The following is a 23,397-nucleotide window of genomic DNA, read 5'->3' on the forward strand; positions in this document are numbered from 1 at the left end:
GGTGAGACCTATATAGGAACAAACCCCGAATTATCCAGCATTTCTAGGGCATAATTATACCAGAAAGTCTCGCGACTATCCCGATATTATGCCTTGTGCTGCGCGAAAGCGTGATCAATCAGCTTTTTCGCCGCAAGAAATGCCGCTTCTATACTCATTTCGCTCGTATCTAGCAAGTGCGCGTCTTCCGCAGGCCGCAACGGCGAATCCGTGCGGTTCATGTCGCGCTCGTCGCGCGTCTTGAGATCGGCCAGAATTTTATCGAAATCGGCCGTGCCACCTTTTGCGACGATCTCTTCAAAGCGGCGCTGTGCACGCACTTCCGGCGAGGCAGTCACAAAGAGCTTGATTTCGGCCTGTGGACAGACGACCGTTCCGATATCGCGTCCGTCAAGCACGCTTGATGGCAATGCGGCTGCAAAATTACGCTGCGCTTCAACAAGTGCGCGTCGTACGGCAGGCATGACAGCCACTTTGGAGGCCGCCTCGCCAATGGCATGGGCAGAAAGCACGTTCTTGTCCATCTCGTGCAGATCGAGATGAAGGGCGACTTCCGCCGCAATCACCTCATTATCGAGCGGTAAGTCCTTATCGAGCAGCGCTTTCGCAACTGCACGATAGGTTAACCCGGTATCGAGATGAGGAATACCGTAATGAATGGCAATGCGTCGGGCAAGAGTTCCCTTGCCCGAAGCTGCTGGTCCGTCGATGGCAACGACGAAGCTTGTCATTGCTGCTCGCTTACTTTGATTTTCGCACCAATGTCCGGCATCATGGTCATGAATTCCGGAAATGAAGTGGCGATCATCGTGCTGTCATCGACAGTGACCGGCTTTTCTGAAGCCAGCCCCATGACGAGGAAGCTCATTGCGATGCGGTGATCAAGGTGTGTGGCAACTGTACCGCCGCCCAGGCCCTTGCCGTCTGGACGACCGCGAACGGTCAGGGACATTTCGCCTTCGGTGCAATCGACGCCATTGGCTTCGAGGCCGCGGGCGACCGCTGCAAGACGATCTGATTCTTTGACGCGCAGTTCGTCGAGACCATCCATGGTGGTTTCGCCTTCAGCAAAAGAAGCCGCAATCGCCAGAACCGGATATTCATCGATCATCGAAGGCGCACGTTCCGGAGGAACAGTAACGCCCTTGAGCTTCGAGGATTTCACGCGCAGATCGGCAACATCTTCACCGCCCGCAAGACGCGGATCGATGATTTCGATGTCCGCGCCCATTTCCTGTAAAGTGAGGATAAGGCCAGTGCGGGTCGGGTTCATCAGCACGTTGCGAATGGTGACATCCGAACCTTCAACAAGCAGCGCCGCCACAAGTGGGAAGGCTGTTGATGAAGGATCGCCCGGCACGTCGATGGTCTGGCCGATAAGCTTGCCTTGTCCGGTGATGCGGATATGGCGAACACCCTCGTTGTGGGTTTCGACCGAGAGGTCGGCACCAAAGCCCTGCAACATCTTTTCAGTGTGATCGCGCGTCATGACCGGTTCAATGACGGTGGTGACACCTGGCGTATTGAGGCCGGCAAGCAGAACTGCAGATTTCACCTGCGCAGAAGCCATAGGCACGCGATAGCTGATCGGATTGGCTGTCTTTGGGCCTGTCAATGTCAGCGGCAGGCGATCGCCTTCGGAAGCCTTTACCTGAACGCCCATTTCACGCAGCGGATTAAGCACACGGCCCATAGGGCGCGAGGTCAGCGATGCGTCACCGATAAAGGTCGTCGTCATATCGTAAGTGCCGACGAGGCCCATGGTGAGACGGGCACCGGTTCCGGCGTTACCGAAATCGAGCGGCGCTTCTGGTTGCAACAGGCAGCCATTGCCGACACCGTTGATGACCCAGACATTGCCATCTTTGCGGATCTTGGCGCCCATGGCCTGCATGGCACGGCCTGTATTGATGACGTCCTCGCCTTCCAGCAGACCTGTAATGCGGGTTTCACCTGATGCGAGACCACCGAACATGAAGGAGCGGTGGGAAATAGATTTGTCACCCGGAATGCGGATTTCACCCTTAAGTGCCTCAGAATGGCGGGCGATTGCAGGTTTCGGGGATGCAGAATGGGACATGGATTTTTCACTGTCTCATTTGGGCGTTATTCACGCGGGATTGATCAAAGCGGCAGCTTCCTAGCACAGGAACAGGGCGGGGTCATCCGCCAATGCGTGATTTGAGGCATTGTAAGAGAGCAGAATGAGTCTTTAGCTTTGACAAAAGCTGCAAATTGCGTTTATGCACCGAACAACACCGTAAGGCGCGCTTCACGCCTTCTCCTCACCAACTGAAGGTTTGGAGTATAATGGCGAGCTTAAAGCATGTAAGCGTAGCAGACGTGGTTTGAATGAATTTGTGACCCGGATGAACAAGCGGCCTAAAACGTCGCAGGCGCGACGGGGACAACAAGAGGCGTGGAGTGCCACAGGCACGACAGGGATAAAAACTCACGAGGCTAAACGTGGCAAAATCTGAACTTGGTACCAAGCGCATCGATCCGGAAACGGGCAAGAAGTTTTACGATCTCAATCGCGACCCGATTGTTTCGCCTTACACCGGCATTTCGTACCCACGGTCGTATTTTGAAGCGACTGTAGCGGAAAGCCGTGCGGCCGAACAGGAAGAAGAAGCCGAAGAGCTGGATACCGCACTGGAAAAGCCAGAATTCGTTTCTCTCGAGGATGCGGACGACGAAGCCAAGGGCGGCGAAGATCTGCCGGAAATCGACGACGACGTCGATCTTGGCGACGATGATGACGATACATTCCTCGAAGAAGAGGAAGACGAAGACGACGACGTATCCGGTATTCTGGGTGGCGGCGTCGGCGGTGACGACGAAGAAGTCTAATCCGGTCTTCACGGATCAGTTTCAACAAGGCGGCTCATTGGGCCGCCTTGTTGCGTTTTAATATTTCTTTTTGCGGCTTTGGCCTATCTTGAAGGCAGCTTGAGCATAATCGGCAAATTATTTTTGGCAGATACCAAAAGAGTTGTGATTTAGCTCTTGATCTTCTGTAGCGAGCCATTTAATAAGCCGCCACACCAGACAGTAATTCCTGTCTGGCCCACCTCGAAAGAGGCCGGATGGGGCCATAGCTCAGCTGGGAGAGCGCTTGCATGGCATGCAAGAGGTCAGCGGTTCGATCCCGCTTGGCTCCACCAAAATCCCCAGTGATGTTAGATTTACAAAAACATTCAGAAAAACCTGATTTGGTTTCATATTTACCAATATTAAGTTTCGCTCGACTTTTCACTCAATATTGCTACTGAAGTTTCATTGAAACAATTGTCAGTGATACGTTGAATGAAGAGGATTGCTGAATTCGACGGTTTGCGGTTTCTTCTGTGCTTGGGAATCGCAATCTTTCATTTTTCCTTCCGGCTTCCCGTGAAGAGCGATCACCTGCAAGAGCTTATATTAACATTCTCTTATTTTACCGATGTCTTTTTTATTGTTTCTGGATTGTTTCTTGCACGTCGAGATAATTATATATGGAATAGGCGCCATTATATTGGCTTTGTCGGAAAGCGTCTGGCGCGAATTTATCCGCTACACGCAATAACCTTTGCGTGCTTTGCGCTTCTGTCTGTCCTCACTGCCACCGGTCTGCTTCATCCTACTGCTGAACCCAATATGAGCCTGTCGGATGGGCTCACGCAATTGCTGCTTATTCACGATTGGGGGCTCGGAAGAACACTTTCTTATAATTACGTCAGCTGGTCGCTGAGCGCGCTCTTCTTAATGTATCTCTGTTTTCCGCTGTTCGACATTCTGTGCCACCGTCTTGGAGGCTTGATCCTCATCGTCATCATCGTTGCTGTGATGGGCGGGGAATATCTGGCGCAGAAGCTGAATGTATTGTCGATCACTCGTATTCAGTTTGCTGATATTGGCGTTTTACGCGCTCTGCCGTCGTTCCTCTTTGGAATGTGGCTTGCACGGCAAACGCACCATAAAGTTCCAGCAATCTTAATTAAGATTGCGCTCGCTGCTTGTCTGATGATCTTTCTATTTTATCATCCAGAAAGCGTTGCAGGCGAGCCGGCCACGCTGGAGGGTCCGTTGCGTTTGGCCTTTCTCTATTTTTGCCTTTACGTGCTTTATCTTGCCGCCATAGAGAATATCTATACGCCGCTGCGGCTTCGTCCACTGGTGACGCTGTCCCGATACAGCTTCGGCATTTTCATTCTGCATCCTCTCGTAGGGCTTGTCTTTTTCAATGCCATTCCGCAACATTGGGGAGAGACCACAATGGGGGCAATATTGCTGATCGGTGGTGGTGTTTCGGCAAGCCTTCTGGCAGCAGTTGTCGCTTGGCACCTTTTTGAAAACCCAATCAATCGCTGGCTCGTTATGCGTATTAATGCGTGGGTAAACCAAGAAGATGAATCTACGAAGTTGCCGCTTCCAGAGGGAACCGCCTGACCTTTGTAAAGAACATCGCATTGCATCAAGAAAATATGTTTCTCAGCAAAGGCATGGACGAGGCGGCAAGTCTCTTTTAGAAATTCGTGTTGGAGCTGACCGGAAGACGGTTTTCAGCTTCACATGATTCTGGGAGGAATGATGATTAAAGAGGCTATTTCCGTTGACATCCATCCGCTGTGGCAACCCGATGCTAGGCGCATCGCGGCAAGCGCGCTCGAGAAGTTTCGCGTGCAGGCAGAGGAGAGGACAGGTCGGAAACTTGCTGATTATCAGGCATTGCATTGCTGGTCCGTAGATGATCGTGCCGGTTTCTGGACGTCGCTCTGGGATTTCTGCGATGTAATTGGTGAACGTGGCGAGATAGCTCTTATCGACGAAGGCCATATGCGTACGGCGCAATTTTTCCCTCAAGCCATGCTCAATTTCGCAGAAAACCTCCTGCACAAGAAAGGCGAGACTGAAGCAATCGTCTTTCGTGGGGAGAACAAGGTCGAGCGCCGCCTGACATGGGATGACCTTCATGCACTCGTCTCTAAGCTCCAGCAATTTATGCTGGCAGAAGGGGTAAAGCCCGGTGATCGTATCGCGGGTATGATGCCCAATATGCCGGAAGCCGTGGCTCTCATGCTGGCGGCTTCGTCGATTGGTGCTGTCTGGTCATCCTGCTCGCCGGATTTTGGCGTTCAGGGTGTGCTGGACCGCTTCGGTCAGATTGAGCCAAAACTGTTCTTCGCTTGCGATGGTTACTGGTACAATGGCAAGCGCATAGACGTATCCGACAAGATTGCAGAAATGACGGCGAAGTTGCCGGGATTAAAGCGATCCGTCATCGTGACCTATCTTGGTGAGGCAGAAGCTGTTGCAAGCCGAGCCGAGAGGGGCATTGCGCTTGATGATGCACTTGCATCAATCAAGGCAAAAGAGGTCGAATTCACCCGCCAGCCATTCGATCATCCGCTTTATATCCTGTTTTCTTCGGGTACGACCGGAATTCCAAAATGCATCGTGCATCGTGCAGGTGGCGTGTTGTTGCAGCACCTGAAAGAGCTGCGGCTTCATGCTGATATACGGGATGGTGACCGCTTCTTCTATTTCACTACTTGCGGTTGGATGATGTGGAACTGGCTGGCGTCAGGCATCGCCACCGGCGCAACATTGTTGCTCTATGACGGCTCGCCCTTCTATCCTGATGGGAACGCATTGTTTGACTATGCGGCAGCCGAAGGCATGACCTATTTCGGCACGTCGGCCAAGTTCATCGATGCTGTAGCGAAGGCGGGATTGAAGCCCAGCGAGACGCATGATCTTTCCGCACTGCGGACAATCTCCTCCACCGGCTCGCCCTTGTCGCCGGAAGGCTTTGCCTTCGTCTATGAGGGGATCAAGAAGGACGTGCATCTGGCGTCAATCTCAGGCGGTACGGATATCGTTTCCTGCTTCGTACTCGGTGTGCCGACCGAGCCAGTGTGGCAAGGCGAGATTCAAGGCGCGGGTCTCGGCATGGCTGTCGATGTGTGGGACGACGATGGTAAGCCGGTACGTGAGCAAAAAGGCGAACTGGTCTGCACCAAAGCCTTCCCCTCTATGCCGTTACAATTCTGGAATGACCCGGGCGGCGAGAAATATAAGGCGGCTTATTTCGAGCGTTTCGACAATATCTGGTGTCATGGCGATTTCGCTGAATGGACCGCGCATGATGGCATCATCATTCATGGCCGTTCGGATGCGACGCTCAATCCAGGCGGTGTGCGGATCGGCACGGCGGAGATTTACAATCAGGTAGAGCAGATGCCGGAGATCGTGGAAGCGCTCTGCATCGGGCAGGATTGGGATCATGACGTGCGCGTGGTGCTGTTCGTGCGGTTGATTGAGGGTGTTGCGCTTGACGATGATCTGAAAGCACGCATCAAGACGAAAGTCCGCACAGGTGCTACGCCGCGCCATGTGCCAGCGAAGATCGTGGCGGTCAAAGATATTCCGCGTACTAAGTCTGGAAAAATCGTTGAACTTGCCGTACGTGACATTGTGCACGGACGCGATGTGAAAAACAGGGAAGCGCTGGCAAACCCGGAAGCACTGGAACTTTATCGCAATCTTGTCGATCTTGAGCAGGATTAGACAGCGAAAGATAATTTCGTTATAGGGTAATAAATAGCCACAGAACGCCGCGTAAACCCATTGCCTATTTGATCGCCACGGGACACTCTGACCGGAACATAGCTGTTCTTAAAAACAGCAGCCGGGCAGAACTTGTGGAGGACGAGTATGTTTGCATCGGGCATGAACTTCGGTCTTGGCGAGGAGATCGAAGCCCTTCGGGATACTGTGCGCCGTTTTGCGGAAAGCCGCATTGCGCCGCTTGCTGCCGACACCGACCGCAACAACGCATTTCCCATGCATCTCTGGCGTGAACTGGGTGAGCTTGGTGTGCTTGGGATCACCGCTCCTGAAGACTATGGCGGTGCTGGTATGGGCTATCTCGCTCATTGTATTGCCATGGAAGAAATCAGCCGCGCGTCGGCGTCAATTGGCCTGAGCTATGGCGCGCATTCCAATCTCTGTGTCAATCAGATCAAGCGTAACGGCTCTCCCGAACAACGCGCAAAATATCTGCCAAAACTCATTTCCGGTGAGCATGTCGGTGCGCTCGCCATGTCCGAACCGGGGGCTGGCTCTGACGTTGTTTCGATGAAGCTGCACGCTGAAAAGCGCGGCGAAAGTTACGTTCTCAACGGCAACAAAATGTGGATTACCAATGGTCCTGATGCCGATGTGCTGGTGGTGTATGCCAAGACCGATCTGGCGGCAGGTTCGCGCGGCATTAGCGCATTTCTCGTTGAGAAAGGTTTTAAGGGTTTTTCGACAGCGCAAAAACTCGACAAGCTTGGCATGCGCGGATCCAACACCTGCGAACTGGTGTTTGAGGATTGTGAAGTTCCGGCTGAAAATCTGCTTGGGCAGGTGGGCAAGGGCGTCAATGTGCTGATGTCCGGCCTGGATTATGAGCGCGTGGTGTTGGCGGGTGGACCGCTTGGCATCATGGCAGCCTGTCTCGACGTGGTTATGCCTTATGTTCATGAGCGTAAACAGTTCGACCACCCGATTGGCGAATTCCAGCTGATGCAGGGCAAGCTTGCCGATATGTATGTGCTGTTCAACGCTTCGCGCGCCTATGTCTATGCGGTGGCAGCTGCGTGTGATCGTGGCGAGACGACGCGTAAGGACGCGGCAGGCTGTATTCTTTACGCCGCAGAAAACGCTACGCAAACGGCTTTGCAGGCGATACAGGCCTTGGGCGGCAATGGGTATATCAATGATTATCCGACCGGGCGTCTGCTGCGGGATGCAAAACTATATGAAATCGGCGCAGGCACATCGGAAATCCGCCGCATGCTGATTGGACGGGAACTCTTTCAGGAGACCCGCTGATGCCGGTTCTGAAATCAGAAATCTCGACCCGCAGCACCACTTTTGAAGCCAATCGCAAGGCGATGCTGGCGGCGATCGATGTCGTAGCGGAAGCGTCTCAACTTGCCATCGATGGTGGCGGCGAGAAAGCGCGTGAACGCCATGTTTCGCGGGGGAAAATTCTGCCACGTGACCGCGTCGCGCAATTGCTTGATCCTGGTTCGCCTTTTCTGGAAGTAGGGCTGACAGCAGCTCACGGCATGTATGAGGGTGCAGCGCCTTCAGGCGGCATTATCACCGGCATCGGGCGTGTGTCGGGTCGCGAATGCATGATCGTCTGCAATGATGCGACGGTGAAGGGCGGCACCTATTATCCTATCACCGTGAAAAAGCATCTGCGGGCGCAGGAGATCGCTGGCGAAAACCGCCTTCCATGCATCTATCTGGTCGATTCAGGCGGTGCGAACTTACCTAATCAAGATGAGGTATTCCCGGATCGCGATCATTTCGGGCGCATCTTTTATAATCAGGCGCAAATGTCGGCGGCGGGCATTCCGCAAATCGCCGTGGTCATGGGTTCTTGCACGGCAGGCGGCGCGTACGTGCCTGCCATGAGCGACGAGACAGTGATCGTGCGCAATCAGGGCACCATCTTTCTGGCGGGTCCACCGTTGGTCAAAGCTGCAACCGGAGAGGTGGTGAGCGCGGAAGATCTCGGCGGTGGTGACACGCATACAAGGCTTTCCGGCGTTGCCGATCATCTGGCCAATGACGATGCGCATGCGCTGCAAATTGCGCGTGCGATTGCTGCTAATCTCAACCGCGAAAAGCGCGGGTTCATTCCAAGAGGCGACGGCGCTCCCCCGCTTTATGACCCGGAAGAAATCCTGGGCGTCGTTTCCGCCGATACGCGCATTCCCTATGATGTGCGCGAGGTGATCGCACGTCTGGTCGACGGTTCCGATTTCGATGAGTTCAAGGCGCGCTACGGCACCACGCTTGTGTGCGGTTTTGCCAGCGTCTACGGTATGCCGGTCGGCATTATCGCCAATAATGGTGTGCTGTTTTCTGAAGCAGCACTCAAGGGCGCGCATTTCATCGAGCTTTGCTGCCAGCGTAATATTCCGCTGGTTTTTCTGCAAAACATCACCGGCTTCATGGTCGGGCGAAAATATGAGGCCGAAGGCATAGCCAAGAACGGTGCCAAGCTGGTGACGGCAGTTGCGACCGCCAATGTGCCCAAAATCACCATGCTGATTGGCGCCTCCTATGGCGCGGGCAATTACGGCATGGCGGGGCGGGCTTATTCGCCGCGCTTTTTGTGGACATGGCCGAACAGCCGCATCGCGGTGATGGGCGGCGAACAGGCGGCAGGCGTGCTGGCAACAGTCAAGCGTGATGGGATTGAACGAACCGGCGGTAGCTGGTCGGCAGAGAAAGAAGCGGAGTTCAAGCGCCCAACACTGGAAATGTTCGAGCGCCAAAGCCACCCGCTTTATGCGTCGGCAAGGCTTTGGGATGACGGTATTGTCGATCCGCGCAAGAGCCGCGAAGTGCTCGGTCTTTCACTCTCTGCAACGCTGAATGCGCCGGTTGAGCTGACGCGTTTCGGCCTGTTTAGAATGTGAGGGCGATCAGATGTTCAAAAAGATACTGATTGCCAATCGCGGAGAAATTGCCTGCCGGGTTATCCGCACCGCACGCAAAATGGGCATTATCACTGTCGCAATTTATTCCGATGCAGACACGAATGCGCTGCATGTCGAAATGGCCGATGAGGCGGTGCATGTCGGCCCGGCACCGTCCGCGCAAAGCTATCTCAATATCCAAGCGATCATAAAAGCTGCCATGGATACCGGAGCAGAAGCCATCCATCCGGGTTATGGTTTCTTGTCTGAAAACGCAGGCTTTGTGGACGCAGTCGAGGCCGCGGGGCTTGTCTTCATCGGCCCTTCGGCCAAAGCCATCCGCGCCATGGGCTTAAAAGACGCCGCCAAGGCGCAGATGGAAAAAGCAGGTGTGCCTGTCGTGCCCGGCTATCACGGTGACAATCAGGACGGCGCTTTTCTTAAAAATAAGGCTGATGCAATCACCTATCCGGTGCTCATCAAGGCGCGGGCTGGTGGCGGCGGCAAGGGTATGAGGCGTGTCGATCAGGGCGCGGATTTCGCAACTGCACTTGAAAGCGCTCGGCGCGAGGCGCAAGCTTCGTTCGGTGATGATGCGGTGTTGGTCGAAAAATACATGACCAAGCCGCGCCATATCGAAGTACAGGTCTTTGGCGATAGTTTTGGCAATGCCGTGCATCTGTTTGAGCGCGATTGTTCGCTGCAACGCCGCCACCAAAAGGTGATCGAGGAAGCACCTGCCCCCTGTATGACGGAGGAGATGCGCGCTGCGATGGGCGAGGCTGCGGTCAAGGCCGCACAAGCTATTGGCTATAGTGGTGCGGGTACGGTGGAATTCATCGCCGATGTGTCGGAAGGACTTCGCGCCGACCGCTTCTTTTTCATGGAAATGAATACGCGGCTACAGGTTGAGCATCCTGTGACGGAAGCAATTACCGGACTTGATCTGGTCGAATGGCAGTTGCGTGTGGCATCAGGCGAAGCTTTGCCGAAACGTCAGGACGAGCTTACGATCAATGGCTGGGCTTTCGAGGCACGGCTTTATGCGGAAGATCCGGCGCGCGATTTTCTGCCCGCAACAGGCAAGCTTGCACTGTTTGCACCGCCGGAAAATGCACGTGTCGATTCAGGTGTGCGTACGGGTGATACGATCACGCCGTTCTACGATCCGATGATCGCAAAGATTATCACCCATGGAGCAACGCGCGACGAGGCGCTGAACCGGCTCGATATAGCGCTGGGCAAAACTCGTATCGCCGGACTTGTCACCAATCGGCAGTTCCTGTCCGATCTTTGCAAGCTTGAGGCTTTCCGTAAAGGCGATGTCGATACTGGCTTGATTGCACGTGAGACGGCCGTTCTGTTCAGGGACGAGAAGCCTTCCGAGATTGCTTTCGCACTGGCTGTACTCGGTGCGCTCGATCTTCTCAATGCACCGCAAGAAAGCGATCCCTGGGCGCGCCTGCCGGGCTTTCGTTTGTGGGGTGATGCATCGCATTCGGTTCTGCTCGATCATCACGGCGAGCGCCAGTTGGTGCGCTTCACCATCAAAGGCAGTAGGCATTTCGACTTCGTCTTTGGCGGTCTCGAAGTCTGCTCGTACGACAATGGTCTGGTTCGGTTTGCTATTGATGGCCGCGTTGCTGCGGCGTCTGTTCTGCGTATCGGTCACGATGTAACCGTGCAGTTTGAAGGCTACGACACCATATTTCATCATGTGCAGTCTGTCAGTGGGCAAGAGGAAGCTTCAGGCGAAAGCCGCATTCTATCGCCGATGCCCGGATTGATAAGGCTGGTTTCGGTTGTCGAAGGAGCCAACGTCGCCAAAGGCGATAGGATGGTCACGATGGAAGCCATGAAGATGGAGCTTTCACTGACAGCGCCGCGTGATGGCAAGGTCGCGTCTGTAAGCGTTGCTGCGGGCGATCAGGTCAACGAGGGTGCGTTGTTAATCGAACTGGAGGAAGAACATGGCTGAGCACGTGGAAATCGTCGAAATGGCAGCGCGTGACGGCCTGCAAAATGAAAAACGTTTTGTGCCGACTCGTGACAAGATCGCGCTGATCGACCGGCTTTCCGATTGCGGATTTTCCCGTATAGAGGCAACGAGTTTCGTCAGCCCCAAATGGGTGCCACAACTGGCAGATGCTTCGGACGTCATGGCTGGTATCCGCCGTGCCGACAGCGTTCGTTATTCGGCACTGGTGCCGAATATGAAGGGCTATGAAGCGGCAGCCGCTGCTGGTGTCGATGAAATTGCCGTTTTCATTTCGGCTTCCGAAGGTTTCTCCAAGGTCAATATCAACTGCACGATTGCGGAAAGCATCGAGCGGCTTGCACCGGTTATTGGGGCTGCCATCAATGACGGTCTGGCTATCCGCGGCTATGTAAGCTGCGTGGTGGAATGCCCCTATGATGGTCCAACAGCCCCGCAGGCAGTGGCTGATGTCACGGAACAGCTCTTTTCGCTTGGCTGTCATGAAGTGAGTCTCGGCGACACAATCGGTCGAGGAACACCGGAAACGGTTATACCAATGCTTGATGCAGTTTTGAACATCGCTCCTGCACACAGTCTTGCCGGTCATTACCATGACACCAATGGGCGGGCGCTTGATAATATTCGCGTCAGTCTGGAGAAAGGCTTGCGCGTGTTCGACGCTTCGGTCGGAGGCTTGGGCGGCTGTCCATTTGCACCAGGTGCCAAGGGCAACGTCGATACGCTATTGGTCGCCGAGATGTTGCATGGACTTGGTTTTGAAACCGGCCTTGATATCGACAGGCTCCGATCAGCCGCGTTGTTCGCACAGGCGCTACGGCAGGACAGGGCGGCATGACAGGCTTTGAGACGATCCGCATTGCTGTCGATGAGCGCGGCGTCGCGAAACTGACGCTGAACCGTCCTGAGCAGCATAATGCGCTTTCCGATCTGATGATCGATGAGCTGCTAAACGCAACGCTTCGACTGGCAAATGATGATGCTGTGCGTATCGTGGTACTGACGGGCAGTGGCGCAAGTTTTTGTGCTGGCGGCGATCTTGGCTGGATGCAGGCACAGGTGAATGCATCGCGCGCGGACCGTATTGAGGCGGCGCGCAAGCTGGCGCTGATGCTGAAAGCCTTGCGCGACCTGCCAAAGCCATTGATCGGGCGCGTCAACGGGCAAGCCTATGGCGGCGGTGTTGGCCTTATCAGCGTGTGCGATGCCGCGATTGGTTTGACCGGCGCACGCTTCGGGCTGACGGAAACCAAACTAGGACTTATTCCTGCAACCATCAGCCCCTATGTGGTGGCTCGCATCGGTCAGGCGCATGCGCTGCGCACATTCACCTCGGCACGGCTGTTTGATGCAGAAGCAGCAAGGCATATGGGCTTGCTGCACGAGGTGGTCGAATTCGAGAGTCTCGATGCAGCGATTGAAGCTGAGATAAAACCCTATTTCTCGACGGCCCCGGCAGCGGTCGCGGCCTCAAAACGGCTGGTGCATTCACTCGGCGCGCCGATTGATGAAGCAGTGATCGAAATGACGCTCACCAGCCTTGCCGATACATGGGAAACGCCAGAGGCCGCCGAGGGGATCGCGGCCTTTTTTGCGAAGCTTTCACCATCATGGAAAAGAGGAGGGTAGGCATTTATTGGGAGGCCGATTTTCGTTGTAGTTGCGGGCACTTGGCCCCTTGCAATCGGAAGCCGGAAATGCATTCTTATTACATCATGAAAGCTCGCTCCCATTCTGGAGCATGATTCCGAAAGAGCAGGTGCGATTTCGGATAATATTATGGCTCTGGCGCCTGAAAAGGGTGATGGTGCGGCGTGCTTTTGGATTGACCCTTTGAGATCGTACGATGAAAAAAAGGGAGGGCCCGGTAATTCGGCAGCGCAAGCGCGCTGAGATTTGACCGGCATGGGTTGTCTGAGGTCATCGGGAAAAAACGAGGCCTCACCAAAGGAGAAAAAGAATGAATCTGAAACTGCTTTCCAGCGTGGCTTTCGCCGCTACACTCGGCTTCGCCGGTGCCGCTTATGCAGATATCACGATTGGCGTTGTTGCGCCGCTTACCGGTCCGGTTGCTGCTTATGGCGATCAGGTCAAGAAGGGCGCGGAAACCGCCGTTGAAGTCATCAATGCGAAGGGTGGGATTAAGGGCGAAAAAATCGTTCTGAAGTTTGCTGACGACGCCGGTGAACCAAAGCAGGGCGTTTCGGCTGCCAACCAGATCGTTGGCGACGGCATCAAGTTCGTTGTGGGTCCGGTCACGACCGGCGTGGCAATTCCTGTTTCCGACGTTTTCTCGGAAAACGGCGTTCTGATGGTTACGCCAACCGCAACGGGTCCGGATCTGACCGCACGTGGTCTGGAAAACGTGTTCCGCACTTGCGGCCGCGATGACCAGCAGGCTGATGTCATGGCCGACTACTTCCTGAAGAACTTCAAAGACAAGAAGGTCGCAATCGTTCATGACAAGGGCGCTTACGGCAAGGGTCTCGCAGATTCCTTCAAGGCTGCAATCAACAAAGGCGGTATCACCGAAGTTCAATATGATTCGGTTACCCCAGGCGACAAGGACTTCAGCGCGCTCGTCTCCAAGCTGAAAGCCGCCGGAACCGAAATCGTTTACTTCGGCGGCTATCATGGTGAAGGCGGTCTTCTGTCCCGTCAGCTGCATGATGCGGGCCTCAAAGCTTTGATCCTCGGCGGCGAAGGCCTGTCCAATACCGAATATTGGGCCATCGGTGGCACCAATGCTGAAGGCACGCTCTTCACCAACGCCGTTGATGCGACCAAAAACCCGGCTTCGAAGGAAGCTGTTGATGCGCTGACAGCCAAGAACATTCCGGTCGAAGCATTCACAATGAATGCATATGCCGCTGTTCAGGTTCTTGCGAGCGGTATTGAACGCGCCGGTACGACTGACGATTCAGCAGCAGTTGCGAAGGCTCTTCGTGACGGTCAGCCAATCGAAACGGTTATCGGCAAGCTGACTTACGGCGAAACGGGCGATCTGTCTTCGCCAAGCTTCGACGTGTTCAAGTGGTCGGATGGCAAGATCGTCGGTCTCGACTGATCTCTGTCTGAAATAACAGAAAACGCCGGGGTTCATCCCCGGCGTTTTTGTTTTGGGCTCGCAGTGCGCTTCCCAATTTTCGTTCGATTTTCAGGAACCGGGAAAGCCAAGTTCAGCTTCGATAGCTTCAAAGCTCTGCTCCATTGCATAAGTCGGACTGAATGGAACGCCGAAATGACCGTAAACGATTGACATCTGGCCTTCGGCCTTGCGCTCGTTTCCTTTGGCGACGGCCGCTACATAGAGCGCTGCGGCGAGGCCGGTTCTGTCGGATCCCGCTTTGCAATGAATAAGGATCGGCTTTTCAGCTTTTTGCATGAGCGTGATGAGTTCGCGTGTTCGCTCGGCCGTCAATTGTCGGCTGGACGACATCGCGTAATCAGTGTGTTGAATGCCGAGGGCCTTGGAAGTTGCAACCTCTTCATCATACCATTTTGCGCCAGGCTCAGCGCCGCGCAGGTTTATGATCGTCTTGATGCCATAAAGTGCTTGCAGCTGAGTGATACGAGACGGATTTGGCTGATTGGAGCGATAGGCTTGTCCTGCGATGATTGTATGGACATTACCCTTATATTGAATCGTAACAAGATAGCCGCCCAGAAAACCTGCTCCGATTAGGATCAGGAGGCCGGGCAAGCGCATGCGGTTTAAAGACCATGATGCATGACTTTTGAAGAAGTTCATGGTTTTCATTTAAAAGCACATGATTAAATGAAGGGCGAAATTGTTTTTTGCTTGGATTCCTCAATCTATGTAGTAAGAATAAGGCGCAATATTGTTGTTATAAAAATATATTTTGATTTTATTTAATAGGGGCATTTTTAGGTTTGGTATCACTAATCAATACGAAAATGAACCAACAAGCGGGGGCCGATTTTTCCGGAATGGTTATCAAAAGGTAAGCTTCGGTTAACCATACTGGTTTAGTCTGTCTGTATCATAATGGGGCAATTAGCGGAGCAGGTTTTATGCAGCGCTATAGATTTGACGACAAAAGAGTTCTGACCGAGGCAATCGTTGAGCTTCTCAACAGAGGTGTGGAGCCTGATGAGCTGGATCTCGTACTAAGCCGGATTGGTCCGGTGGATCTTGATCTGATGCGGCAGTGTTTGATCGAGGTTTGGGAATACAACCATCAGGAACCGACGCACACGCCAATGGCAGCGTGATCGGAAGCAGTTTGATTTAAGCGCATCCGTAAAACTGTGAAACGGTTTTCGGAAAAGATGCGCGCAAAAGCGAACAATTGGAGCGTTGATCTCATTGATTGAGAGCGAACCCCGCTCCAAGGGCGAGCAATTTGTTAAGAGCTGAACTATCAGCCTGTTTGGTTTTGGCTGCAAATACCTTAGGCAATCAGGCGGAATGTTTGTGATTGTCACAATCTTGAAATGGTGGGGTGCTAAATCTCTCTATGTATCGGGAATTCATTCGGCAATGCGACCACGGATGTACTGGCGCAACCAGAATGAAAGCGGAAGGTCGGGTTCAGCCCGGCCTTTTTCGTTTTGGAAACGACACACTGGACTTTGACCGCATTTGCCCTTTCAGGGGGAGTGGTGCGGCTTTCGTTCGAAACTACCTAACGAAAAAGAGTGAGACGCAGCCCCAACGATTCACTCTTAACCGGAGCCGTTCGAAATCGGGAATGAAAACTTCCTCCTGCCTATGGCTTTTGATTTCATACATATCTTCCTGAAAATCGTTTCACAGTTTCCGCGATGCGTCATAATGTGGCGCGATATTTCATGGGGAGGTAACGAATGATACGCCACATCGTTCTTATTCGGTTCAGGTCTGATATCGGGTCTGGTGATATTGAGGATGCGCTTAATCAGGTTATCGCGCTGCGGGATAAGATTGATGGCATTGTTGCCGTCAGCACAGGCGGGAATGTCAGTCCTGAAGCTCTGGAGAAGGGTTTCCGGCATGGCTTTGTCGTCGATTTTGCGGATATAGCAGCGCGCAATGCCTATCTTCCTCACCCTGACCACGTGATTGTTGGAACAAGGCTTGTCGAACTTGCCGAAAATGGCATCGAAGGCATTCTTGTGTTCGACTACGACGCTTAAGCGTTTTCAGAAAGCTATTTCACGCTTTTCGGAGGGCAGCTTTAAAGCAGAAGCCCTCCAACGCCCATTTTCCCAAGATCATTTGCAGTAAGATCCATGTTTGCCATCAGGCGATCCAGAACCCAGTCGAGGCTGTTCTCGCGAGCACTGCGCGCTGATCCGGGGGCGACGACGATAGGTTTGGTGCGGCACTGTGCCAGAACGAGAAGATTGCCCGGATCAACCGGCATTCCTATGCGCAAAATCTCTCCGCCAGACGCCACGATTGAGCGCGGAACAATATCAGCTGCGTCTGCGATTGAAGCGGCGCTGAAGATCAGGACCACATCGCAGGACGAAAGAAGTTCGTCGATTGCCTTTGCTATTGCATCTTGTTCATGAGCAACACGACACTCCTTTATGACTGAGCCGTGATTGCGCTCCACGCGTTTGGCAATCAACTCCGTTGTTTTGTCGAGAACGGTGTCACGTATGGTGGGCAATTGAGATTGTATCATCCCAATCTTCGTCGCCTTGAATGATCTGACATCAAGAACGTTCTGCCCGCCTTGTAAGATGTGGAGGCTCTCGATCAGCATTGCCGGGACGGCAAAGGGAATGATTTTAACCGTAGCCACCATCTGGCCGCCTTTAACGCGGCAATCGTTGCGCAAGGTTGCGACCGAAATGCGTGAATCGAGCAGGTTGATTTTGTCGATGGCTGTCGCATCTGCGTGGAACAGTCCGTCGTGACGGGCGAAGAGATTTATACGACCAGTAACAGGTTTGCCCGGCTCTATATTGTCTGAAATCAGCAGTTTTCCGATAGCAAGAGCCGCTTCATCTTCGCCAATGTCGTATTCCTCAAGGCGCGCGGCAAAAACATGCGTGATGCCTTGCTGTCCTAGTATCTTGATCTGATCGCGTGTGAGCAGAGTGCCTTTTCGAAAGCTGTGGGAGCCTGCAGCAATTGCATAAGCAAGCATCGCTCCTTCAGTTTCTTCAATCGGCCAATTACCAAAAATCATAAGCGTTCCGTTAGATCATATTCCTGCAAGTGTAACCTATAACATCAAAACACGAACTGGAATCGATCTGAGCGCACCCCGAAAAGTGTGAAACAGTTTCGGAAAAGATGCGCGTTAAAATAAAACGTTAAAGCGCTGATCTGATTCAATCAGATTGAAGAGCCCTCTAGAGTCCAATGCGAAGCGAAATGCATAGAGTTATTTGCATCGCTATGTTATAGGCAATGTCGAAGCTGTTATATGTTGAACTTATTAACCTTCGCTAATTTGAATAAACTCTATTAGTATTATTTAATCTTCATGAATTCTATATATTTGATTTTCGAGTAAGGTTTAATCACTTTCAGTTTAACATTGAATATCGTCTTGAAAATTCAGAGATGAACTTGTAGGGAGCCACCGACGGGAATTGGTTTTATCCAATTTGATTCCGGGTGGGGCGATTATGACTCACATTGCATATGCAGCCGCGACATTTCGATCCAATACATTTTTGGTCTGACGCGTGACAAACGGAACTATTCGTTATAACGGTACGTTTGAAATTTTCAGAACTTACCGAAATCTAGGAAATGACGAATGCACCAGAGCAAAAGCTCTGCGCGCAGGATGGAAAGACAAATGAAACACGGCACCCCCCGGACGATCGTTTCGTTCGCCGTCTTGGCCCTCACGGCGTTCCTCGCCGGCTGCGAGAACCAGGTCCTGCTCTCTCCGAAGGGAGAGATCGGTGTGGCAGAACGCGATCTCATGCTTTTTGCGACTGGATTGATGCTTCTCGTCGTGCTGCCGGTCATCTTTATGACCCTTTACTTCGCCTGGAAGTATCGTGCCACCAACGACAAGGCAGAATACAAGCCAGATTGGCATCACTCGACGAAGATTGAAGCTGCAGTCTGGCTTATTCCATGCGCCATCATTGTGGTTCTTGGTACAGTGACATGGATCGCCACGCACAAGCTTGATCCTTATCGTCCGCTGGAATCCAATGTGAAGCCGATCAATGTCGAAGTTGTTGCACTCGACTGGAAGTGGCTGTTCATCTACCCGGATCAGGGTGTTGCATCGGTCAATGAAATGGCAATGCCAGTCGGTGTGCCGGTCAATTTCAAGCTAACCTCCAGCAATATCATGAACTCCTTCTTCATTCCGCAGCTCGGTAGTCAGGTCTATTCCATGCCAAGCATGCAGACCAAGCTGCACCTGATTGCCGATCATGAAGGTGTGTTTGACGGTATTTCCGCCAATTATAGCGGTCAGGGCTTTGCCCAGATGCGTTTCAAGGCTCATTCTGTTGATCAGGCAGGCTTTGACAAATGGATCGCCGATGCCAAGGCCTCGGGTCAGGAACTGTCGCGTGAGCGTTATGCTTCGCTCGTTCAGCCGAGCGAGAAGTCTCCGGTTCAGCACTTTGCCTATAATGACAAGGCACTGTTTCATAACATCGTGAACCGTTGCTGGGACGGCAAGTCCGTCTGCCTTGATGATCAGATGCATCAGGCCCAGATGGCTCAAGCCGCTCGCGCAAATCTACGCAAGTCATCGCCGGTCGATTTCAGCCTGTGGGCAAATGACATCATTTGCGCCATCCAGCCGCAGCGTCTTACGCAGCTTGAAAACTGATTTGCCGATGCAGCTTAGCCCCGATGTTCTGTCCGGGGCTAAGCTGCTGATCGCACTCCAATCGAAGTAAGAATAGAAATGTTCGGAAAACTTACGCTCGAAGCGATCCCCTATCACGAGCCTATCATCATGGTCACACTGACCGCGATAGCTGGTGGGGCGCTCGCTATTCTCGCAGCCATTACCTACTATAAAAAGTGGGGCGTTCTGTGGAACGACTGGCTGACCTCTGTCGATCACAAGCGCATCGGCATCATGTACATCATCCTGGCCTTCGTGATGCTGTTCCGCGGCTTCTCGGACGCTGTGATGATGCGTGCCCAGCAGGCTTTGGCTTCGGGCGCCAATGAAGGCTTCCTACCGCCGCACCATTACGATCAGATATTCACCGCTCACGGCGTGATCATGATCTTCTTCGTGGCAATGCCTTTCATTGTTGGTCTGATGAACTTTGCCGTACCGCTTCAGATCGGTGCGCGTGACGTGGCATTCCCATACCTCAACTCGTTGAGCTTCTGGCTGACGGTTGCTGGTGCGATCCTGATCAATCTTTCTCTCGGTATCGGTGAATTCGCGAAAACTGGCTGGCTGGCTTACCCGCCACTTTCCGGCAAGGAGTTCAGTCCAGATGTCGGGGTGGATTATTACATCTGGGCCCTGCAGATTTCCGGTATGGGTACGCTGCTTTCGGGCGTGAACCTCATCACCACCATCATTAAGATGCGTGCTCCCGGCATGGGTATGATGCAGGTTCCGGTTTTCACCTGGACCGCACTCTGCTCGAACGTCTTGATCGTGGCTGCGTTCCCGATCCTGACTGTGACACTGGCCCTGCTGTCACTTGACCGTTATCTGGATTTCCACTTCTTCACCAATGATGGTGGCGGTAATCCGATGATGTATGTCAACCTCATCTGGATCTGGGGACACCCGGAAGTCTATATTCTGGTTCTGCCTTGCTTCGGTGTTTTCTCCGAAATCATTGCGACCTTCTCGGGCAAGCGCCTGTTTGGCTATGCGTCGATGGTTTATGCGACCGTTGCCATCACCATTCTGTCGTTCCTCGTCTGGGTTCACCACTTCTTCACCATGGGTGGCGGTGCAAGCGTAAACGCTTTCTTCGGCGTTGCGACCATGATCATCTCGATCCCCACAGGTGCAAAAGTCTTCAACTGGCTCTTCACTATGTATAAGGGGCGCGTCCGCATGGAAACGCCGGTCATGTGGACCATCGGCTTCATGTGTACCTTCGTTGTTGGTGGTATGACGGGCGTTCTGCTTGCTGTTCCGCCTGCAGATTTCGTGCTGCACAATTCCGTATTCCTGATCGCCCACTTCCATAATGTGATCATCTCGGGCGTTCTGTTCGGTTGCTTTGCCGGTCTCATCTACTGGTGGCCAAAGGCTTTCGGCTTCAAGCTGCATGAAGGTCTCGGCAAGAAGGCGTTCTGGTGCTGGCTCGTTGGCTTCATCATGGCGTTCATGCCACTCTACGTGCTCGGCTTGATGGGTATGACCCGTCGTCTGAACCACACCGAAAATCCGGCATGGCACATCTACCTGATCATTGCCGCTATCGGCGTTGCAATCATCCTGCTTGGTATCGTCTTCCAGGTTCTCCAGATCATGATCTCTATTCGCGATCGTGAAAAACTGCGCGTCGTTGATGGCGACTCCTGGGGTACTGGACGTACGCTCGAGTGGTCGATTTCTTCGCCTCCACCATTCTACAACTTCGCTGAAGTTCCGCACGTGCGTGATCACGACAGCTGGTGGGATATGAAACAGAACGGTTATGTTCGTCGTACCGAAAAGTTCGCTCGCATTCATATGCCGAAGAACACCGGAACAGGCTTCATCATCGGTATCCTGTGCATTCCATTTGGCTTTGCAATGGTGTGGCATATCTGGTGGCTGGCAATTGCATCGTTTGTCGCGGTCTTCGCAGTTGCTATCGCCCACTCCTTCAACAATGACAGAGACTTCTATGTCTCGGCCGATGAAGTACAGCGCGTCGAAGACGCACATACTCGGCAACTGAATGCTCAGGAGGCCTGATCCATGAGCGCGACCGTTACGACTACCGGCCCTTTCAAGGGCGGAAACGAGCATCCCGCTCACGAAGATCATCATGATGCAGGGTCGACCACGCTGGTCGGCTTCTGGATCTATCTGATGAGCGACTGCGTTCTCTTCTCGGGATTGTTTGCAACCTATGCCGTTCTGGCGCATCAGTTCGCGGGCGGCCCAACCGGCCGTGAACTCTTCGACCTGCAGTTTGTGTTGACTGAAACCATGCTGCTGCTGGCGTCGTCCCTGACCTATGGTCTGGCGACGCTGTCGATGTACAGGAATAACCGTGCAGGTGTTCTGTTCTGGCTGGGCGTTACCTTCCTGCTCGGTGCAGCGTTCTTGGTCATGGAAATCTATGAATTCCATCACCTGATCGTTGAAGGTGCAGGTCCGGGCCGCTCGGCATTCCTTTCGGCATTCTTTGCGCTGGTCGGAACGCACGGTCTCCACATTACTTCAGGTCTGGTCTGGATTCTGGTGCTTTCGGCCCAGCTTCTGCGTGACGGCCTGACTGAAAAGAACCGGACGCGCGTGATGTGCTTGAGCCTCTTCTGGCACTTCCTGGACATCATCTGGATTGGCGTCTTTACCCTTGTCTATCTGCTGGGTGTATTGTGATGAGCTCTGGACACGAAACACACGATCAAGCCGCACATGGCAGCCTGAAGTCCTACCTGATAGGTTTGGCTCTTGCGATCATTCTCACCATCGTTCCGTTTATGCTGGCGATGAACGGTTACTTTACGCCAGCAACAACTGCAGCAATAGTCATCGGTATGGCTGCTGTTCAGATCGTGGTGCATTTGGTTTACTTCCTGCACCTTGACCCGAAGTCGGAAAATGGCTGGAACATCCTCGCGCTGATCTTCACGGTCATCATTCTGGCCATCGTGCTTGCTGGTTCTATCTGGGTCATGCATCACCTCGATACCAACATGATGCCGATGTATATGACGCCGGACGATGCGCGTAATCTGCCATAAACGCATTTCAAAAGGCCGGTTTTGGCCGGCCTTCTGATCATCTGATACCAGGCCTGACGGCCCGGTTCCGCGGCTTTTTTCCTCCCTCTCCCCCTTAAAAGCCGCGTGGCGCCCCGGTTCCCTCCGGGGCGCTTTCATTTTGGAAGCATATAACTCTTCTTATTTCATCGCTCCAATTGCGCCAGATCTTCCAGCAATCCGGGTCCGAGTGAATTCCAGCCGAGCCGCTCGCGTGTCAATGTGTTTGACGCCGACATATCTTTGCTGACAAATGCTGTAAGCCAGCCAAAGTGTTCAGCCGCTTCCTGCCCATTAAGTGATACCACCGGTAGATTGAGCGCTGCGCCGACGGCCTCAGCAATCGCGCGGAACGCAATGCCTTGCTCGGCTGTGGCATGATAACGCGCGCCCGGTTCCGCCCGCTCCACCGCAAGCCGGTAGAGGTGCGCAGTGTCATCAATATGGGCTGCCGACCACTGATTGGCGCCTTCGCCGATATAGGCTGAGACCCCGGACCCGACCGCAAGCGGGATGAGTTCGCTGACAAGGCCTTGCTTGCGTGTGTCATGGATTTGCGAAAGCCGCATAACGGATACATTGACGCCGCGTTGCAACTGCTCATATCCCGCTAGTTCTGAAGCCACACGTGGGTTGGGATGATGGGGATTGAAGTGACTTTCGACAGCAGGTTCACCAGGAACTGCCGCTCCCATGGCGGTGGCTGAGGTTATGACGAGCGGGCGCTCAGTCCCTTCAAGCGCAGAGCCAAGGGCTTCGATCACGCGACGATCCTTCGCGCAGTTGGCCTGAAAGTTCGCGAAGTTATGGTCGAACGCGGTGTGTATGACGGCATCGCATTGAGCAGCACCTCGACGCAGGCTTTCGAGGTCTTCGATATCACCGCGATGTGCTTCTGCTCCGGCCGCTATGAGCTTTTCAGCGCCAGCATCGGAGCGGGTGAGGCCGAGTACTTCATGGCCCTCCCAGATAAGTTCAGGCATGATATGCGAACCGATAAAGCCCGTCGCGCCTGTAAGAAAAATTCGCATGAAGATGGTCTCCTTGTTGTTCTGGCGACAATCTGCGATGCTTAATCATCCTATTAA

At 53.4% G+C, this 23,397-nt stretch carries 20 protein-coding genes and 1 tRNA gene; 16 read left to right on the top strand and 5 right to left on the bottom strand.

The annotated features are described in order from the left end of the window. Positions 1-86: 86 nt before the first annotated feature. Positions 87-731 (bottom strand): (d)CMP kinase, encoded by a 645-nt coding sequence (gene cmk / locus OIV19_RS01620; RefSeq protein WP_095445803.1) that lies wholly within the window; start codon positions 729-731, stop codon positions 87-89. Beyond that, positions 728-2,080: a 3-phosphoshikimate 1-carboxyvinyltransferase gene (gene aroA / locus OIV19_RS01625; RefSeq protein WP_264230493.1), complete on the bottom strand. Its 1,353-nt coding sequence runs from the start codon at positions 2,078-2,080 to the stop codon at positions 728-730. Before aroA ends, cmk begins: the two co-directional genes overlap by 4 nt. Positions 2,081-2,466: 386 nt before the next feature. Between aroA and OIV19_RS01630 the strand changes: the two genes are divergently transcribed. From OIV19_RS01630 to OIV19_RS01675, 10 genes are all read left to right on the top strand, one after another. Next, entirely contained in the window at positions 2,467-2,853 is a 387-nt protein-coding gene (locus OIV19_RS01630; protein ID WP_095445805.1) for a TIGR02300 family protein, read from the top strand. Between the two features lie 238 nt (positions 2,854-3,091). Beyond that, positions 3,092-3,167: transfer RNA gene (locus OIV19_RS01635), tRNA-Ala, on the top strand. Between the two features lie 142 nt (positions 3,168-3,309). Beyond that, the gene (locus OIV19_RS01640) at positions 3,310-4,431 is read left to right on the top strand and encodes an acyltransferase family protein (RefSeq protein WP_095445806.1); all 1,122 of its coding nucleotides are present in this window, start codon (positions 3,310-3,312) and stop codon (positions 4,429-4,431) included. A gap of 138 nt (positions 4,432-4,569) precedes the next feature. Next, positions 4,570-6,552: an acetoacetate--CoA ligase gene (locus OIV19_RS01645; protein WP_264230494.1), complete on the top strand. Its 1,983-nt coding sequence runs from the start codon at positions 4,570-4,572 to the stop codon at positions 6,550-6,552. Between the two features lie 162 nt (positions 6,553-6,714). Then, positions 6,715-7,863 (top strand): isovaleryl-CoA dehydrogenase, encoded by a 1,149-nt coding sequence (locus tag OIV19_RS01650; protein WP_264230653.1) that lies wholly within the window; start codon positions 6,715-6,717, stop codon positions 7,861-7,863. Further along, complete coding sequence (locus OIV19_RS01655) at positions 7,863-9,470, top strand: carboxyl transferase domain-containing protein (protein ID WP_264230495.1); 1,608 nt, start codon at positions 7,863-7,865, stop codon at positions 9,468-9,470. Before OIV19_RS01650 ends, OIV19_RS01655 begins: the two co-directional genes overlap by 1 nt. Before the next feature lie 10 nt (positions 9,471-9,480). Further along, entirely contained in the window at positions 9,481-11,448 is a 1,968-nt protein-coding gene (locus tag OIV19_RS01660) for an acetyl-CoA carboxylase biotin carboxylase subunit (protein ID WP_264230496.1), read from the top strand. Beyond that, positions 11,441-12,304, top strand: coding sequence for a hydroxymethylglutaryl-CoA lyase (locus tag OIV19_RS01665; protein ID WP_264230497.1), 864 nt, complete (start codon positions 11,441-11,443; stop codon positions 12,302-12,304). Before OIV19_RS01660 ends, OIV19_RS01665 begins: the two co-directional genes overlap by 8 nt. Then, positions 12,301-13,095, top strand: coding sequence for a crotonase/enoyl-CoA hydratase family protein (locus OIV19_RS01670; protein ID WP_264230498.1), 795 nt, complete (start codon positions 12,301-12,303; stop codon positions 13,093-13,095). The genes OIV19_RS01665 and OIV19_RS01670 overlap by 4 nt, the downstream gene beginning before the upstream one ends. 331 nt (positions 13,096-13,426) lie before the next feature. Further along, the gene (locus tag OIV19_RS01675) at positions 13,427-14,533 is read left to right on the top strand and encodes an ABC transporter substrate-binding protein (RefSeq protein WP_095445812.1); all 1,107 of its coding nucleotides are present in this window, start codon (positions 13,427-13,429) and stop codon (positions 14,531-14,533) included. Between the two features lie 90 nt (positions 14,534-14,623). On the opposite strand, the gene OIV19_RS01680 is transcribed toward OIV19_RS01675, so the two are convergent. Continuing rightward, positions 14,624-15,217: a tyrosine-protein phosphatase gene (locus OIV19_RS01680; RefSeq protein ID WP_498831025.1), complete on the bottom strand. Its 594-nt coding sequence runs from the start codon at positions 15,215-15,217 to the stop codon at positions 14,624-14,626. 284 nt (positions 15,218-15,501) lie between these two features. On the opposite strand from OIV19_RS01680, the gene OIV19_RS01685 reads away from it, so the two are divergent. After that, positions 15,502-15,702, top strand: a complete 201-nt coding sequence (locus OIV19_RS01685) for a hypothetical protein (protein WP_095445814.1) — start codon at positions 15,502-15,504, stop codon at positions 15,700-15,702. 594 nt (positions 15,703-16,296) lie between these two features. Then, on the top strand, positions 16,297-16,605 hold the full coding sequence (locus OIV19_RS01690; protein WP_095445815.1) for a Dabb family protein: 309 nt from the start codon (positions 16,297-16,299) through the stop codon (positions 16,603-16,605). Between the two features lie 41 nt (positions 16,606-16,646). On the opposite strand, the gene OIV19_RS01695 is transcribed toward OIV19_RS01690, so the two are convergent. Then, positions 16,647-17,612: a molybdopterin-binding protein gene (locus OIV19_RS01695; RefSeq protein WP_095445816.1), complete on the bottom strand. Its 966-nt coding sequence runs from the start codon at positions 17,610-17,612 to the stop codon at positions 16,647-16,649. Between the two features lie 621 nt (positions 17,613-18,233). Here OIV19_RS01695 and cyoA point away from each other — a divergent pair. The 4 genes from cyoA to cyoD all read left to right on the top strand — a co-directional run bounded on the left by cyoA (position 18,234) and on the right by cyoD (position 22,291). Next, positions 18,234-19,235: a ubiquinol oxidase subunit II gene (cyoA, locus tag OIV19_RS01700; protein WP_095445817.1), complete on the top strand. Its 1,002-nt coding sequence runs from the start codon at positions 18,234-18,236 to the stop codon at positions 19,233-19,235. Positions 19,236-19,313: 78 nt separating this feature from the next. After that, positions 19,314-21,293, top strand: coding sequence for a cytochrome o ubiquinol oxidase subunit I (gene cyoB / locus OIV19_RS01705; RefSeq protein WP_264230500.1), 1,980 nt, complete (start codon positions 19,314-19,316; stop codon positions 21,291-21,293). A 3-nt stretch (positions 21,294-21,296) separates the two neighbouring features. Then, entirely contained in the window at positions 21,297-21,926 is a 630-nt protein-coding gene (cyoC, locus tag OIV19_RS01710; protein WP_095445818.1) for a cytochrome o ubiquinol oxidase subunit III, read from the top strand. Beyond that, a complete protein-coding gene (gene cyoD / locus OIV19_RS01715) occupies positions 21,926-22,291 on the top strand; it encodes a cytochrome o ubiquinol oxidase subunit IV (RefSeq protein ID WP_095445819.1) in 366 nt (121 codons plus the stop codon). Before cyoC ends, cyoD begins: the two co-directional genes overlap by 1 nt. Positions 22,292-22,455: 164 nt before the next feature. On the opposite strand, the gene OIV19_RS01720 is transcribed toward cyoD, so the two are convergent. Then, on the bottom strand, positions 22,456-23,340 hold the full coding sequence (locus OIV19_RS01720) for an SDR family oxidoreductase (RefSeq protein ID WP_264230501.1): 885 nt from the start codon (positions 23,338-23,340) through the stop codon (positions 22,456-22,458). Positions 23,341-23,397 lie beyond the last annotated feature (57 nt).

The organism is Brucella sp. HL-2 (assembly GCF_025846885.2).
Lineage (GTDB): Bacteria > Pseudomonadota > Alphaproteobacteria > Rhizobiales > Rhizobiaceae > Brucella > Brucella quorumnocens.